13 protein-coding genes and 3 pseudogenes are annotated in these 15,367 nt (G+C 74.7%); 7 read left to right on the top strand and 9 right to left on the bottom strand.

The annotated features are described in order from the left end of the window. The first annotated feature begins 31 nt into the window (after positions 1–31). The 3 genes from ACFQH9_RS29335 to ACFQH9_RS29345 all read left to right on the top strand — a co-directional run bounded on the left by ACFQH9_RS29335 (position 32) and on the right by ACFQH9_RS29345 (position 2,182). Positions 32–682: an HAD hydrolase-like protein gene (locus tag ACFQH9_RS29335; RefSeq protein WP_379571203.1), complete on the top strand. Its 651-nt coding sequence runs from the start codon at positions 32–34 to the stop codon at positions 680–682. Positions 683–815: 133 nt separating this feature from the next. After that, positions 816–1,562 carry a CoA transferase subunit A gene (locus tag ACFQH9_RS29340; RefSeq protein WP_379571205.1) on the top strand — a complete coding sequence of 249 codons (747 nt, stop codon included), beginning with the start codon at positions 816–818 and terminating at the stop codon, positions 1,560–1,562. Next, a complete protein-coding gene (locus tag ACFQH9_RS29345; RefSeq protein WP_379571207.1) occupies positions 1,559–2,182 on the top strand; it encodes a CoA transferase subunit B in 624 nt (207 codons plus the stop codon). Before ACFQH9_RS29340 ends, ACFQH9_RS29345 begins: the two co-directional genes overlap by 4 nt. Before the next feature lie 80 nt (positions 2,183–2,262). On the opposite strand, the gene ACFQH9_RS29350 is transcribed toward ACFQH9_RS29345, so the two are convergent. Genes ACFQH9_RS29350 through ACFQH9_RS29360 form a run of 3 tightly spaced genes read right to left on the bottom strand, consistent with a single transcriptional unit; the run spans position 2,263 to position 5,170 of the window. Then, positions 2,263–2,871, bottom strand: coding sequence for a LutC/YkgG family protein (locus ACFQH9_RS29350; protein WP_379571209.1), 609 nt, complete (start codon positions 2,869–2,871; stop codon positions 2,263–2,265). After that, a complete protein-coding gene (locus tag ACFQH9_RS29355; RefSeq protein WP_379571211.1) occupies positions 2,868–4,370 on the bottom strand; it encodes a lactate utilization protein B in 1,503 nt (500 codons plus the stop codon). The genes ACFQH9_RS29350 and ACFQH9_RS29355 overlap by 4 nt, the downstream gene beginning before the upstream one ends. After that, entirely contained in the window at positions 4,367–5,170 is an 804-nt protein-coding gene (locus ACFQH9_RS29360) for a (Fe-S)-binding protein (RefSeq protein ID WP_379571213.1), read from the bottom strand. Before ACFQH9_RS29360 ends, ACFQH9_RS29355 begins: the two co-directional genes overlap by 4 nt. A 95-nt stretch (positions 5,171–5,265) precedes the next feature. Between ACFQH9_RS29360 and ACFQH9_RS29365 the strand changes: the two genes are divergently transcribed. After that, a complete protein-coding gene (locus ACFQH9_RS29365) occupies positions 5,266–5,979 on the top strand; it encodes a FadR/GntR family transcriptional regulator (RefSeq protein ID WP_379571215.1) in 714 nt (237 codons plus the stop codon). 1 nt (position 5,980) lies between these two features. Here the strand turns inward: ACFQH9_RS29365 and ACFQH9_RS29370 are convergent, their stop codons facing one another. The 3 genes from ACFQH9_RS29370 to ACFQH9_RS29380 form a co-directional block, all read right to left on the bottom strand. Then, positions 5,981–7,234 (bottom strand): RNA polymerase sigma factor, encoded by a 1,254-nt coding sequence (locus tag ACFQH9_RS29370; RefSeq protein WP_379571217.1) that lies wholly within the window; start codon positions 7,232–7,234, stop codon positions 5,981–5,983. 3 nt (positions 7,235–7,237) lie between these two features. Further along, positions 7,238–7,624 (bottom strand): YciI family protein, encoded by a 387-nt coding sequence (locus ACFQH9_RS29375; RefSeq protein WP_379571218.1) that lies wholly within the window; start codon positions 7,622–7,624, stop codon positions 7,238–7,240. 97 nt (positions 7,625–7,721) lie between these two features. Then, on the bottom strand, positions 7,722–8,546 hold the full coding sequence (locus ACFQH9_RS29380; RefSeq protein ID WP_379571220.1) for an alpha/beta fold hydrolase: 825 nt from the start codon (positions 8,544–8,546) through the stop codon (positions 7,722–7,724). Between the two features lie 74 nt (positions 8,547–8,620). Between ACFQH9_RS29380 and ACFQH9_RS29385 the strand changes: the two genes are divergently transcribed. Next, on the top strand, positions 8,621–9,220 hold the full coding sequence (locus tag ACFQH9_RS29385; RefSeq protein ID WP_379571222.1) for a CGNR zinc finger domain-containing protein: 600 nt from the start codon (positions 8,621–8,623) through the stop codon (positions 9,218–9,220). 11 nt (positions 9,221–9,231) lie between these two features. Continuing rightward, the gene (locus ACFQH9_RS29390; RefSeq protein ID WP_379571224.1) at positions 9,232–10,458 is read left to right on the top strand and encodes an APC family permease; all 1,227 of its coding nucleotides are present in this window, start codon (positions 9,232–9,234) and stop codon (positions 10,456–10,458) included. Between the two features lie 806 nt (positions 10,459–11,264). Here ACFQH9_RS29390 and ACFQH9_RS29395 read toward each other — a convergent pair. Together ACFQH9_RS29395 and ACFQH9_RS29400 are read right to left on the bottom strand one after the other, a co-directional pair. Further along, a pseudogene (locus ACFQH9_RS29395) lies at positions 11,265–11,576 on the bottom strand (transposase); the annotation flags it as partial. A 259-nt stretch (positions 11,577–11,835) separates the two neighbouring features. Next, entirely contained in the window at positions 11,836–13,110 is a 1,275-nt protein-coding gene (locus ACFQH9_RS29400) for an IS701 family transposase (protein WP_379571226.1), read from the bottom strand. Between the two features lie 239 nt (positions 13,111–13,349). Here ACFQH9_RS29400 and ACFQH9_RS29405 point away from each other — a divergent pair. Then, a pseudogene (locus tag ACFQH9_RS29405) lies at positions 13,350–14,256 on the top strand (aldo/keto reductase). Between the two features lie 389 nt (positions 14,257–14,645). On the opposite strand, the pseudogene ACFQH9_RS29415 reads toward ACFQH9_RS29405, so the two are convergent. Continuing rightward, positions 14,646–15,367 (bottom strand): annotated as a pseudogene (locus tag ACFQH9_RS29415) (hypothetical protein); the annotation flags it as partial.

Genomic DNA, 15,367 nt, shown 5'->3' on the forward strand with positions numbered 1-15,367 from the left:
TGCGTCCAGCGTGGTCAGGGACAATGAGGTCGTGACCCGCCCCCGCTACCGCACCGTGCTCCTCGACCTCGACGGCACCCTCGTCGACTCCGCCCCGGGCATCCTCGGGACCCTGCGCACCGCGTTCGACCAGCTCGGCGTGCCCTGGGACGACACCGTGATCGGCCGCCACCTGCTCGGCCCGCCGCTCTACGAGTCCCTGCCGCCGCTGGTCGGCGCGGACGACGCCGAGCGGATTCTTGCGCTGTACCGGCCGCTCTACCGCGAGAGCGGCCTGCTCAAGTCCACCCCGTACCCCGGCATCGAGGACCTGCTGCGCGCCCTCGTCGCCGCCGACGTGCGGCTCGGGCTCGCGACGAGCAAGGCCGAGCCGGCCGCCCGCGAGATCCTCGCCAACCAGGGCTGGACCGAGCTGTTCACCGCGATCACCGGTGACACGGTCGACGCCCGGCGCCCGAGCAAGGCCGCCGTGGTGGAGGAGGCGCTGCGCCGCCTCGACTCCCCCGCCCCCACGGAGACGATCATGGTCGGGGACCGGCTGCACGACGTCGTCGGGTCCGGCCGGCACGGCATCTCCTGCCTCGGCGCGGGCTGGGGCTACGCCGAGCCCGGCGAGCTCGACACCGCCGGCGCGCTCGCGGTCTACCCCACCGCCGCCGACCTGCAGGCCGCCCTCCTCTGACGCCCCGCGACACGGGCGAACGGCGCTCTCGCTCGCCTCTGGTGAGCGACAGTGCCGCTCGCTCCTTCAGGCATCCGAGCGTTCGCGATGCGAACTCTTGTGCGAGATGCGAACGGTCGGTACGGTGTCCCGCATGGACAAGGTGGTGGCGTCGGCGCGCGAAGCGGTCGCCGACATCGGGGACGGCGCGTCCCTGGCCGTCGGAGGCTTCGGCATGTCCGGCGTCCCGACCGCGCTGATCGCGGCCCTGCTCGAGCAGGGCGCGACCGACCTCGAGACGATCAGCAACAACCTCGGCGTCGACGGGTTCGGCCTGGGCACCCTGCTCGCCGCGGGCCGGATCCGCCGGACGATCGGCTCCTACGTCGGCAACAACAAGGAGTTCGCCCGCCAGTACCTGGCCGGCGAGCTCGAGCTGGAGCTGACCCCGCAGGGCACGCTCGCCGAGCGGCTGCGCGCGGGCGGCGCCGGGATCCCGGCCTTCTTCACCCCCGCCGGCGTCGGCACCCTGGTCGCCGAGGGCGGGCTGCCGTGGCGCTACGCCGCGGACGGCACGGTCGCGGTGAAGTCCCCGCCCAAGGAGGTCCGCGAGTTCGGCGGCGTGCGCTACGTGCTCGAGCGCGCCATCGCCCCGGACTACGCGCTGGTCCACGCCTGGAAGGGCGACCGGCACGGCAACCTGGTCTACCGGCGCAGCGCGCGCAACTTCAACCCGGACTGCGCCGCCGCGGGCCGGGTCACCATCGCGCAGGTCGAGCACCTCGTCGAGCCCGGCGAGATCGACCCCGACGCGGTGCACACCCCCGGCATCCACGTCCAGCGCGTCGTGCACGTGCCCGACGCCGACAAGCCGGTCGAGTTCAGGACGGTGCGGAAGTGAGTCTGACCAGGGACCAGCTCGCGAAGCGGGTGGCCGACGAGCTGCCCGACGGCTCGTACGTCAACCTCGGCATCGGCATGCCGACGCTGGTGCCCGACCACATCCCGGGCACCCGCACGGTGGTGCTGCACAGCGAGAACGGCATCCTCGGCGTCGGCCCCTACCCGACCGACGACGAGGTCGACCCGGACCTGATCAACGCGGGCAAGGAGACCGTCACGGTCCTGCCCGGCGCGAGCTACTTCGGCTCCTCGGACAGCTTCTCGATGATCCGCGGCGGCAAGGTCGACGTCGCCGTGCTGGGCGCGATGCAGGTCAGCGCGACCGGCGACCTGGCCAACTGGGCCATCCCCGGCAAGATGATCAAGGGGATGGGCGGGGCGATGGACCTCGTCCACGGGGCCAGGAAGGTCCTCGTGATGATGGACCACGTCTCCAAGGACGGCTCGCCCAAGATCCTCGAGCAGTGCACGCTGCCGCTCACCGGCGTGGCCTGCGTCGACCGCATCGTCACCGACCTCGCCGTGATCGACGTGACCGACGAGGGCCTGAAGCTGGTCGAGACCTTCGGCGTCTCCGAGGACGAGGTCCGCGAGAAGACCGGCGCGCCCCTCCTCTGATGCGTTGGGGAACCATGATGCGATCTCCGGTCGGCGTCGTGCGCGTCATGGTTCCATGACGCGCATCTCGACGGCTCAGCTCAGCCGACCAGCAGGACGGTCAGGGTGCGGGGGCCGTGGACGCCCTCGACCCGGTCCAGCTCGATGTCGCTGGTCGCGCTCGGCCCGCTGATCCAGGTCAACGGACGGGTCGGGTCGAGGCGGGCGACCGCGGAGGCGACGTCCGCGACCACCTGGTCCGTCCGGACCACGCAGACGTGCAGATCGGGCACCAGGGTCGCCGCGCGGCGGCCCTGCCCCGGCCCGTGGTCCAGCACGATCGTCCCCGTTTCGGCGATCCCCAGCGCCGCCGTGGTCAGCACGCCGTCGACGGCGTCGAGCTCCGCGGTCGACAGCTGCTCGTCGAGGATCGCATCGGCCGGGCGCAGCTCCTCGGGCAGGTCGGCGGGCACCAGGAGGCGCAGTACGCCCTCCAGGGCCGCGGCCAGGTGCGTCGGCAGGTCCTCGGGCGTGCAGCGCACCACCGTCGCCTTGTAGTCGGCGACCCGCTCGGCGAACAACTCGACGTCCACCGCGGTCGTCGGGCGCGGCTCCGGGCGGTCCACGGCGACGTCGGCCGGGGTCTCGGCGGCCGGCACGTCGGCCAGCGCCGCCCGCACCCGGCCCAGGATCTCCTCGCGCGCACTCACTTCGCTCCCCCGTCCTCGCGGCGACCGCCGTCGGTCCGCGCCCACCACGCCCGGAACGACTCGGGCGCCGGTACCGGAACGTCCCGCGCGTCGGACCAGGCCGCCGCCGGTCCGGGCAGCGCGCCGAGCACCCCGCGCCCGCCGGGGGCGCGGCGCTTCGTGTCGCGAAGGACGCGCCCGACCGCCCCGGACACCTTCTCCGCCGCGGCGGTCCGCCGGGCGTCGGCCAGGGCCCACGAGGCCGCCTTCATGGCCAGGTTCTGCACCGTGGGCTCGCCGCGGTGCGCGTCGACCACCTTCGTCCGCAGGTGCACCAGCACCTCGGGGATGTCGATCCGCACCGGGCACACCTCGAAGCACGCCCCGCACAGACTCGACGCGTACGGCAGCGAGTCGAGCTGCGCCCCCTCCGCGCCAGCGTGCCCGACCCCGCGCAGCATCGGGGTGAGGATGGCGCCGATCGGCCCGGGGTAGACCGAGCCGTAGCTGTGCCCGCCGGTGCGCTCGTAGACCGGGCAGACGTTGAGGCAGGCCGAGCAGCGGATGCAGCGCAACGCCTGCCGGCCGACCTCGTCGGCGAGGACCTGCGTGCGTCCGTTGTCGAGCAGCACGACGTGCACCTCCTGCGGCCCGTCGCCGGGGGTCACGCCGGTCCACATCGAGGTGTACGGGTTCATCCGCTCCCCGGTCGAGCTACGCGGGAGCAGCTGGAGGAAGACGTCGAGGTCCGCCCACGTGGGCACCAGCTTCTCGATGCCCACGACGCTGACCAGCACCTCGGGCAGGGTCAGGCACATCCGGCCGTTGCCCTCGCTCTCGACCACGGCCAGCGTGCCGGTCTCGGCCACCGCGAAGTTCGCGCCGGACACCGCGACCCTGGCCCGCAGGAACTTCTCCCGCAGGTGCGCCCGGGCCGCCGCGGCGAGCTCGGCCGGGGTGTCGGTGAGGTCGCGCGGGGCGGCCCTGCCGTACCGGCCCATCTCGCGCAGGAAGATCTCCCGCACCTCGGAGCGGTTGCGGTGGATCGCCGGCACCAGGATGTGGCTGGGCAGGTCCTCGCCGAGCTGCACGATCAGCTCGGCCAGGTCGGTCTCCCAGGCGTGGATCCCGGCGGCCTCCAGGGCCTCGTTGAGCCCGATCTCCGCCGTCGCCATGGACTTGACCTTGACGACCTCGTCCGTGCCGTGGCCCCGCGCGATGTCGACGACGATCCGGTTGGCCTCAACGGCGTCGCGGGCCCAGTGCACGGTGGCCCCGGCGCGGGTCAGCGACTCCTCGAGCTGCGCGAGGTAGGTGTCCAGGTGGCGCAGCGTGCGGTCCTTGAGCGCGGCGCCGGCGCGCCGGAGCCGCTCCCACTCGTCGACCTCGCCGACGACGGCGGCCCGCTTGCCCCGGATGGTGCCGGTCGCGTGGGCGAGGTTGCGGCGCAGCTGGGTGTCGGCCAGGGCGGCGCGGGCCGCGGTCGGGAAGGCCGGGGTGCCGAGGAAGGTGGCGCTCACCGGGCACCCCCGGTCGCGAGGGCGGTGCTGCCCGCGGAGCCGCGGTCGGCCTCCCGGGGCGGCTCCTCGATCACCGGCTCGGTCGAGGCGAGCACCTCGGCGAGGTGCATCACCCGCACCCCGGAGCGCTGCCGGGAGAGCAGGCCGACGATGTGCGTGAGGCACGAGTTGTCCCCCGCGACCAGCACCTCCGCGCCGGACTCCCGCACGTGCCGCGCCTTGTCCGCGCCCATCGCGATCGAGGTCTCCGAGTTCTTCACCGCGAAGGTCCCGCCGAACCCGCAGCACTCGGCGGCGGCCGGCAGCTCGACGAGCCGCAGCCCGCGCACCGCCTCCAGCAGCCGGGTCGGCCGGTCGCCGACGCCCAGCATCCGCAGCGAGTGGCAGGTCGGGTGGTAGGTGACCCGGTGCGGGAAGTACGCCCCGACGTCGACCACGCCGAGGACGTCGACCAGGTACTCCGACAGCTCGTACACCGGCGGCGCCTGCTCGACGGCGCGCACGAGGCCCGGGTCGCCGGAGCGCTCGGCCACCATCCGGTGCTGGTGGCGCACCGACCCGGCGCACGACCCCGACGGCACCACGACGGCCTCGTACCCGGCGAAGGCCTCCAGGTGCCGGCGCAGCAGCGGCACGGCCTCGTCGAGGTAGCCGGTGTTGACCATCGGCTGGCCGCAGCAGGTCTGCGCGACCGGGAAGTCGACCTCGACACCCAGCCGCCGCAGCAGGGTGACGACGGCGCGGCCGGTGTCCGGGAACAGGGCGTCGTTCATGCAGGTGACGAGCAGGCCGACGGGCACGGTGCCTCCGGTGGTGGACGGAGCGTGGAGCCAGGTCCTGGCTATGGTCGGACCTTAGACCGCACGCTAGGCTCCCGTCCACCGAGGGGGTGGAGATGGCGGCACCACGCTGGGACCAGGTCCAGCGCGTCCCGACCTACGAGCTCGTGATCGAGCGGATCGAGGAGCAGCTCGTCTCGGGGGCGCTCGGCCCGGGCGACCGGCTCCCCCCGGAGCGCGAGCTCGCCTCGATGCTGGGCGCGAGCCGGCAGGCGGTGCGCGAGGCGCTGCGCGTGCTGCAGGCCCAGGGCGTCGTGCGGTCCCAGCAGGGCACCGGCAGCGACTCCGGCACCGTGATCGTCCCCGCCCCGGCGAGGGCGCTGTCGCGGCTGCTCAAGGTGCACCTCGCGGTCAGCTCCTTCCCGGCGGAGGACCTCACCGGCGCGCGCGTGATGCTGGAGCGGACCAGCGCCGCGTCGGCCGCCGAGCGGCACTCCCCCGCCGATCTGGCACGGGTCCGCGAGGCGCTCGCGGCGATGGAGGCCGACCTCCCGCGCGAGGAGTTCAACCCGCTCGACACCGCCTTCCACGTGGCCATCGCCGAGTCGGGCGGGAACCGGCTGGTCAGCGAGCTGACCGCGGCGATCCGCGAGTCGCTGCGCGGCGCGCTGCTCGACGGGATGCAGGCCGAGGAGGACTGGCCGGGCCTGCGCGCGCAGCTCCGGCGCGAGCACCGCGGGATCCTCGAGGCGATCGAGGCGGGCGACGCCGCCCTGGCCGCGGAGCGGGTGGAGGCGCACATCCGGGCCTTCCACCGCCGGCTGCCCTGAGTCAGCTCGTGCCCGGGTCGTCGTCGGGCGGGGTGGTGGCGGCCGATCCCGCCCGCCGGGCCCGGTCCTCGAGGTAGCGCTTCTCCGCGAGGTTGAGCGTCGCGCGGGCGGCCCGCCGGAAGTGCTCCCGCGCCGCCTCGTGGTCCCCGAGCCGGTCCAGCAGATGGGCGCGGACGGCGTCGGGCCGGTGGTGGCGGGCCAGGCGCCTGTCCCCCGCCACCCGGTCCAGCACCTCCAACCCCCGCTCGGGCCCGTACGCCATCCCGACGGCGACGGCCCGGTTCAGCGTGACCACCGGGTTGTCCGTGCACTCCTCGAGCAGCCGGTACAGGATCTCGATCTGCCGCCAGTCGGTGTCGGCGTCCGTGGACGCCTCGGCGTGGACGGCCGCGATCGCGGCCTGCAGCTGGTAGGGGCCGACCTCGCGGCGCGCGAGGGTCCGTTCCAGCAGCGTGGTGGCCTCGCGGATCGCGGCGTGGTCCCACCGGCTCCGGTCCTGCTCGGCGAGGGGGATCATCCGGCCGTCGGTGTCCGTGCGGGCCTGCCGGCGGGCGTCGGTGAGGAGCATGAGGACGAGCAGCCCGGCCACCTCGCCGTCGGCGGGCAGGAGGCGGTGCAGCATCCGGGTCAGCCGGATCGCCTCGGCGGACAGGTCGACGCGGGTCAGGCCCGGGCCCGCGCTGGCCGTGTAGCCCTCGTTGAAGATCAGGTAGAGGACGTGCAGGGCCGCGGACAGCCGCTCGGTGCGGACGTCCGCGGGCAGGGTGAAGCCGCCGCCCGCCCCGATCGTGGCCTTCGCGCGGCTGATCCGCTGGGCCATCGTGGCCTCGGGGACGAGGAACGCCCGGGCGATCTCGGCGGTCGTGAGCCCCCCGACCGCGCGCAGCGTCAGCGCGATCCGGCTCGCCTCGGTGAGGTCCGGGTGCACGCAGAGCAGCAGCATCTCGAGGCTGTCGTCGACGGCCGGCGCCTCGAGGTCGACGGTCCCGGCAGGATCGACGGCGACGGCCTCCTCGCGGCGACGGCGCGCGCTGTCGCTGCGCCACAGGTCGGTGAGCCGGCGGCGGGCGACGGTGACCAGCCAACCGACCGGCTCGTCGGGCACCCCGCCCTCCGGCCACGCCGAGGCCGCTGCGAGCAGCGCCTCCTGGACGGCGTCCTCGCACAGGTCGAACTGGCGGAACCGGGAGACGAGCACACCGAGGACCTGCGGCGCGCACTCGCGCAGCAGGTCCTCGAGCGCGCGGTCGGCCACGACTCAGGAGGCCTCGGGCTCCGTCAGGCCGAAGCCCGCCGTGAAGACGACCGGGCGCACCTCGACGGCGAGCCCCTCGATCCCGGCGTCGGGGATCTTCGCGGCCAGCTCGTACGCCCGCTCCGGGGTCTCGACGTCGATCACGTAGAAGCCGCCCATGTACTCCTTGGCCTCGACGAACGGCCCGTCGGTCACGGTCGTCGCCCCGTCCCGGACGGAGACGACCGCGCTGCGGGACGGGTCGGCCAGGGCCTGCGTCCCGATCAGCTCCCCGGTCCGGGTGATCTCCTCCATGAACCGGCCGTGCCCGGTCTCGATCTCGCGGCCCTGCGCCTCGGTCAGGCTCTCCAGCACGGCGGGGTCGATCTGCATGATGAGCAGGTACTTCACGACGTCTCCTCTCGTCGGCGGCGCCCGGCGGGCATCCGTCGTGAGCACGTACGGAGCGGGCGGCCCGCACTCGACATCCTGCCCTGAGTGACGCGCATCACAGATCGTGCAGGAAGGAGACCAGCTCGTCGGCCGTGGCGACGGGGTCGTCCTCCGGGAGGAAGTGACCGGCCCGGGGGACGACGACGCGGCGGGCGCCCGGGATCGCCGCGGCCAGCCGGCCGGCGGCGTCGGCCGGCAGCCAGCGGTCCTGCTCGCCCCACAGCACGAGCGTCGGCACCGCGACCTCGCCGAGCCTCGCCACCACCTCGCGGGTGTCGGCCTCGTCGAAGCCCTCGACCTGGTCGAGGTACCGCTGCTGCCCGGCCTCCCCCGCGTACGGCTCGAGGTAGGCGCGCTCGGTCCCCGGGTCGAGCGGGCGGTGCGTGGCCGTGGCGAGATGGGCGCGGATCAGCTCGTGGAACACGTGCTCGGGCATGGTGCGGTAGACGTCGAGGTGGGCCTGGATGTGCTGCGCGACCGGCGTGGTCCAGGGCGGCAGGACGGCCGCGTCGAGCAGCGCGAGGGCCCGCGCGGGGAGACCGTGGCGCAGGTGGGCGCGCAGGACGGCGGCGGCGCCGATGTCGTGCCCGACGAGCACCGGATCGTCCAGGCCCCAGGCCTCGACCAGCGCCGCGAGCGCCTCGGCGTGGAGGGCGACCGAGGGCCGCGCGCCGCGTGGCGGCGTGGAACGGCCGTAGCCGAGCAGGTCCCACAGGTACACGGTGTGGTCGGCGGCGAGCGCCGGGACGACCTCCCGCCACAGCAGGGACCAGGAGGGCGTGCCGTGGGTGAGGACGACGGCGGGACCCTCGCCCACGCGGTCGAACGCCACCTCGCCGCCGGCGACGCGGACGCGCCGGGAGTCCAGGGTCGGGATCATGTCCACCTCCGTAAGGCTTCCAGTACGCTTGTGTCGATTACCGTGACACGCGGAGGTAAGGTGTGCAACTGCCTTTGAGCGATTACGGCCGCGGCGCGGAGCTGGCGACGGCGCTGATCGGCACCGCACCGCGCGTGTGGCACGGCCTCGAGAAGCTGACCGCGCCCGCCGAGGTCGACGCCCTGCTCGCGGCGCACGGGTTCGCGGGCTCCTGCCGGCCGGGGGAGCTCGACGGCGTGCGGGAGCTGCGGACGGAGCTGCGCGGGATCGTCGACGTGCTCGTGGGGCTCTCCGGGGGCGGCGGGGCCGGGGTCGACGGGGCGGGAGCCACGGCCGAGGCCGGGACCGACGGGGTTGCGGCCGTCGTCCGGCGCGCCTCGGCCCTGGCACTGGGAGGGTTGACGCTCGGCGGCGGCGAGCGGCCCGACTGGGTCTTCGGGTCCGACGCCGGGCTCGTCGAGGGGCTCGCGGCCGTCACCGGGGTGGGTCTGCTCGGCGCCGTCCGGGCGTTGGGACCGGCGCGGTTCCGCGCGTGTGCCGCCCCCTTCTGCGAGGGCGCGTTCGTCGACGTCAGCCGGGCCGGGCGGCGCCGCTACTGCATGCCCGAGCTGTGCGGGAACCGAGTGAACGTCGCCAACCACAGGGCGCGGCGACGCTCGACCGGACCCCGCTAGCGTCTCCCGCGATGAGCACTCCCGCGCTGCAGCGCCGGCTGGGCACCGTCGACGCGACCGTGATCGGGCTCGGGTCGATGATCGGGGCCGGGGTCTTCGCGGCGTTCGCACCCGCCGCGGCCGCGGCCGGGTCCGGGCTCCTCCTCGGGCTCGCCCTGGCGGCGCTGGTGGCGTGGTGCAACGCGACGTCGTCGGCCCAGCTCGCGGCCCGCTACCCGCGGTCCGGCGGCACGTACGTCTACGGCCGCGAGCGGCTGGGGCCGTGGTGGGGGTTCGTCGCGGGCTGGGGCTTCGTCGTCGGGAAGACGGCCAGCTGCGCGGCCATGGCGCTGACGGCGGCGGCCTACCTCGTGCCGATCGGGTGGCAGCGACCCGTGGCCGCGCTCGCCGTCGTCGCGGTGGCCGGGGTCAACCTCGCCGGCGTGACGAGGACGGCGCGGCTGACCCGGATCCTGGTCGCGCTGGTGCTGCTCGCACTGGCCGCGATCCTGCTCACCGCCGCGGCCCGCGGCCCCGTGCGGCTTGCCGGCCTCGCCGAGGGCGCGGGCGGGGTGTACGGCGTCCTGCAGGCCGCCGGCCTGCTGTTCTTCGCGTTCGCCGGGTACGCCCGCGTCGCGACGCTCGGCGAGGAGGTGCGCGACCCGGCACGCACCATCCCGCGGGCGATCACGCTCGCGCTCGCCGGCGCGGTCGCGGTGTACGCGGCCGTCGGCGCCGTGCTGCTGCTGGTGCTGGGGCCGTCGCGCCTGTCCTCCTCGACGGCTCCGCTCGCCGAGGTGCTCCCACCCGGCGGCGCCTGGATCGCCGCGGTCGGCGGGGCGCTCGCCTCGCTCGGGGCGCTGCTGGGGCTCGTCGCGGGCGTGGGGCGGACCGTGCTCGCGATGGCGCGGGAGTCGGACCTGCCCGCGCCGCTCGCTGCGGTCCACCCCCGACGCTCGGTGCCGCACCGGGCGGAGATCGCCGTGGCGCTCGTCGTGGTGGCGCTGGTGTGCACCGTGGACCTGCGCGGGGTGATCGGGTTCTCGTCCTTCGGCGTGCTGCTCTACTACTTCGTCGCCAACCTCGCCGCGGTCGGGCAGCCGGCCGCCGAGCGCCGCTACCCGCGCGTCCTCCAGGTGCTCGGGATGGCCGGCTGCGCGGTGCTCGCCGCGACCCTGCCCTGGGAGTCGGTGGTGGCCGGGGCGGGAGTCGTGCTCGTCGGAGTGGGGTACCGCTGGGTGCGGAGGCGGGGCAGGTGAGGGCGGGGGGCCCGGCCCGGCCTCCCGGTCTGTGAGGGCGTTCAGGGGCGTGCCGTGCGGCCAGGCGGTGGGTCGGGCCACGGGGGCCGCGCGGCGGCACGGGCCGGCTCGCACGGCGTGATGCGTGAGCGGCTGATCACCGCCGGTCCGGGCCCGAATCGGTCCCGGGACCTTTGTCCCGCATCGGCGGACCGAGCGACCCGCGGACGCTGATCGGTCGGCCCCTCCTGCCCCGCGCTCCGGCCGACGACGCTGACCACGCGTGCTCGCGGCGAATACGCTGCTGCGCCGCAACGACTCCGGCCGCACGGACCGCACGTCCCGGCCGGCTCACACCTCCGAGCGGGCAGGGAGGGCCCGCCGGGGTTCCGGGCGACCGGGCGGCGGTGGTGGGCCGCCCCCGGTCGCCGACCCGACACCCGGCCGCGGTAGGCGATGCCCCCCGACCGCCGCGGCCGGGCCCTTCCTCACTCGGTTCATCAGGACAACGACGGTCAGCTCGTCGAGCCGGCGTCCGATGTCGTCGAGCGCGACCACGGTATGGGTGCGCTTGTGCGAGTCGGTTCCGATCATCACCATGCGGCGGCTCCGGAGGCTGCGAAGGGGTTGGGTCCTCCGCATCGCCCGGGAGCGGCCACGCCTCAGTCGGGCCGAGCGCACGCTCCTGTCAAGCCCACGCGTCCCGGCCGATCCGGACGTCTGGCAGGGCCGCACATCGCCGAGAAGCCACCCCACGGTCAGCCACCGTGGCGGGCGCCGAAGAAAGGAGCGAACCCTGCCAGGTGTGATCATCGTGGCACTGACCCGAAGAAACGCGCGGCGCGCTTCACAATGTCGTCGGCCCGGCGCAGCTCGCGGATCTCCTGCTCGAGCTCAGGGACCAGGGCGGCCTCCTCGGTGCTCACACCGGGTTCGTGCCCGTCGTCGATGTCGGCCTGGCGCACCCACACCCGCACCGACTCGACCCCGTACCCGAGCTGCTCGGCCACCCGCTTCACGGTCCCGTGCTCGCTGCCCAGCTCCGCGCGCAACGTGCGGACCATCCGCACCGCGGCGACCTTCTCCTCCTCGGAGTACCGACGCGTGCTCGGCTTGCCCGGCGACTGCTCTCTCGGCAGACTCCATCCTCGTTCCCCAGGTCAGGAGCCTCCACCAGACCCAGGGCGAGTCAGTCGGCGGCTTCTCCTTGCTCGGCGACCAGAAGGTGGAGCTCGCGCCGGTGCCGCGGGTGCGCGGCGCGCTTGTGGTCCGGCTGCAGGTGTGGTCCCTGCTGGGCGACGTGACGGTGTGCAGCGCGGCCTGAGGACTCTCGACCCGTCCTCCGCACGAGTGCGAATCGGAGGGTCCTCCAGTTAGTACTCCAGCCGTCGATCGTGATCATGTCGCTGGTCGGGCTCGGTAGTGGCATTCGCGGGCTCGGTGTTGATGGCGGCATCGCCAGTTTGTCCAGGTCAAGGGGTTGATCAGGCGCCGGGCAGGGTTGATAACGAGACGGTTGAACAGGTGCGCGATCTCGTGGCAGGTGAGTGCGATGAGCCCGTCCGGTCGGGGTCGGGTGCGTTCCTTGGCGGCGAGGACGGCGAGTAGGGCGTGTGCGGCCATGGCGATCACAGTCCAGCGCCGCCAGGAGCCCCAGCGGCGGACCTGATGTTGGTCGAGCCCGACCAGGCCCTTTGCGGCCTGGAACGACTCCTCGATGCGCCACCGGACCCCGGCGACGCGGACCAACTCGCCGAGTGGGACCGGGCCAGGGCTGTAGCAGCGGTAGAAGGCCAGCTCGCCGTGTCCGGGGTGGCGACGGATGAGCAGGTAGCGGTGCCCGAGCCCGTCGCTGGATCCAGAGCCGTCGCTGGGGTCGAGCGCGATCAGTGCCCACTCATAGATGCGTGGGCCCTTCGCCCCGGACCCGGCCGAGCGGCGCTGCCAGCAGTGCTCGTCGAGGGCGGCGGCGATCCGGTCAACGCGCATCCGTCCGCCCGGGCCGGCACTGATCCGGACGTGGTGGTTGGCGGCGACGGCCAGCACGTACCCCAGACCGTGGGCCTCGAGCCGGGCGCGCAGGCCGGGGTCGGCGCCGTAGACCTCGTCGCCGGTCATCCAGCGGGCCGCCACGCCGGCGTCGAGGGCTCGCTCGATCATCTGGGCGGCCAGGGCGGGCTTCGTGGCGAACCCGACCCCGTCGGGCACCCCGGCGCCGCGGAGTCGGTCGGGGTCATCGGTCCAGGACCGGGGCAGGTAGAGCTCGCGGTCGATCAACGCGTGCCCGTCCCTGCCTGCGTAGGTCAGATATACCGCGACCTGGGCGTTCTCGATCCGCCCCGCGGTGCCGGTGTACTGGCGTTGGGTCCCGACCGTGCAGCTGCCCTTCTTCAGATCCCCGGTCTCGTCGGCGACCAGCACCCCGGCGGGGTCGGCGAGGTGCTCGGCGACGAACCCGCGCACGTGCGCGGCGACCGCGTCGTCGTCCCATACTGCGCGGGCCAGCAGATGTTGCATCCCGTCTGGGGTGGCCTCGCCGGCGTGTTCGGCCAGCGACCAGCAATTCTTCCGCGGCAGGTCGGCGAGCATCCCGCGCAGCAACACCCCGAACCGGCGCCGGGTCTCCACCCGGGCGAAGTGCCCGGCCACCCGATCGAGCAGCTCACCTGCCACTGCCCGCCACCGGCCGGGATCTACGCTGTGGCACGCGGCCACCGCAAGATCTTCTGATGTCGACACAACTGATGATGATCAAGCGGTGGCCGTACCACGTCCGGGACCGCCACGCCCAGCAAGATCACGATCTACGGCTGGAGTATTAGGCTGGGGCCTGAGCGGAGCGTCCTCCGTTTCCTCGCGCGCATCCGGAAGGACCACTCATGACCGAGAACCCCGCCGGCTCCCCGAACCCGATGCCCCCCGCTCCGCGTGCGGGCGGGGCCGGGACGATGGCCGGCCGTCCGGTGTCCCGCATCGGGTTCGGTGCGATGCAGCTGGAACGCCTGCACGCCGATCGCGCCGCCGCGCTCGTCCTCCTGCGCCGCGCCCGGGAACGCGGCGTCGACCACGTCGACACCGCCCGGTTCTACGGGGACGGGGTCGTCAACGGGTTCCTCCGCGACGCGTTCCGCGGGGACGACGGCGTCGTGGTCGTCACCAAGGTCGGCGCCGATCCCGATCCGGGCGGCGCCCTCCCGCTGCGGCCCGCGCAGCGCCCCGAGCAGCTGCGGGCGAGCGTCGAGGCGAACCTGAGGAGTCTCGGTCTCGAGCAGATCCCGGTCGTGAACCTCCGCCGCCTGGACGCCGGGCCCGGCCTGCGCGCCTCCGGCGACCAGGTGGTCGACCTCGACGACCAGCTCGCGGTGCTGACCTCCCTCCGCGACGCCGGCACGATCGGCGCCATCGGCCTGAGCGGCGTCGGTCTCGACGGGCTGCGCCGGGCCCTGCCCGCGGGCATCGCCTGCGTCCAGAACGGCTACAGCCTGGTGTCGCGCGGCGACGAGGACATGCTCCGGCTCTGCCTCGACGAGAAGATCGCCTGGGTGCCCTTCTTCCCGCTCGGCGGCTCCTTCCCCGGCATCCCCAAGGTGACGGACGAACCGGCCGTCATCGCCGCCGCCCGGTCGCACGGCGCCACCCCGGCCCAGATCGGGTTGGCCTGGTTGCTGCACCACGCGCCCCACGTGCTCCTCATCCCCGGCACCGCGGATCCCGATCACCTCGAGGCCAACGTCGCCGCCGGGACGATCGCCCTGGACGACACCACCCTGGCCGCGCTCGACGCCGTTCGCTCCCGCCCTGGATCTCGCGCTCGGCTGACGCGACGGGAAGGTCGCGCGGCGGGCCGTGCCGACTCGCCTGCCGCACGGCATCGCGCTGGATGTCGTGCCGCGGCCGGCCGGCGCGACGTGGCGCCCTCGACCGCTCATCGGCACCCGGTCGTGTCGGCCGGCCTGCCCGGGTCCTGGACCTCCACGACGTGGCGCCAGGCGTCCGGCCGGGAACTGTCGAGATCGTCGACGCCGTAGACCTGCGCGTGCTCGCCGCTCGACGTCGAGCGCCCGGTCCAACGCACCCGGTCCGGGTCCGCGGCCAGTGCGGCGATCCCACGCGGCCCACGAACCGAGCCGCAGCAGCTGATCGGCTCGTGCAAGGCCTCCCGGGTTCGCCGCCCGCGCCCACCGGGACGGCCGAAGCCGCGCAGGCTCCTACTTCGGCCCCGCCGGTGTCTCCGCCCGACGGGCCAGGCCGGGTGGGGTCTTGCCGGACCTGCCGGCCTCTGCTCCGGTGGTGACGCCGTTCGGGGCCTCGTAAGCGCCGGCGCTCGAGGCGGTGTTGGAGGCCTCGCCCGACACGCCACCGGAGCCGTCGCTCGGGGCACCGCCCTCGGCGCCGCCAGAACCCGCGTCGATCGAGTTCCCTCCGCTTCCCCCGGCGGCCCCGCGGGCGCTCGGGCCGGCGAGACCCGCTCCCCGCTCGGCACCGGCTCCGTAGCCTCCGGCACCGCCGGCCCCGGTGCCGCCGCCGATCCCGTGCGCCGCCAGGTCGTGGCCCGACACGGGGGCGCCCGCCGCGTACACGGCGGAGGCGGCCGAGCGGGCGGAGACGGCCACGCCCGCGGCGTGCTCCCCCGGAGCCGACCAGGTGGGGCCCTCGGTGGGGGTGCCCGTGGCCGGGGAGCCGGACGGGTGCGTCTCGTTCGCGGCGAGGGCCAGGCCGCCGGTCGCGGTGCCCACCACGGCGAGCGCGGCGGCCAGGGACTTGGCCGCCACCGTGCCGGAGGCGGTCACCGCCGCCCGGCGCAGCCGCCACCGGCCCCGGGGCGTCGCGGCGGAGGCGAAGGCGGCGAGGGCGTCGCGCTCCCCGCGCAGCTCGGCGGCGGCGCCCGGGGTGCCGGCCGCGTCGAGCAGGCGGCGGGGCTCGCGGGGCC

It is taken from the genome of Pseudonocardia lutea (assembly GCF_042658055.1).
Lineage (GTDB): Bacteria > Actinomycetota > Actinomycetes > Mycobacteriales > Pseudonocardiaceae > Pseudonocardia > Pseudonocardia lutea.

What these genes read in the sequence shown, in the direction of transcription:
- ACFQH9_RS29340 (WP_379571205.1), top strand. Translation starts at nt 816, where the DNA reads ATGGACAAGGTGGTGGCGTCGGCGCGCGAAGCGGTCGCCGACATCGGG.
- ACFQH9_RS29365 (WP_379571215.1), top strand. Translation starts at nt 5,266, where the DNA reads ATGGCGGCACCACGCTGGGACCAGGTCCAGCGCGTCCCGACCTACGAG.
- ACFQH9_RS29380 (WP_379571220.1), bottom strand. Translation starts at nt 8,546, where the DNA reads ATGATCCCGACCCTGGACTCCCGGCGCGTCCGCGTCGCCGGCGGCGAG.
- ACFQH9_RS29390 (WP_379571224.1), top strand. Translation starts at nt 9,232, where the DNA reads ATGAGCACTCCCGCGCTGCAGCGCCGGCTGGGCACCGTCGACGCGACC.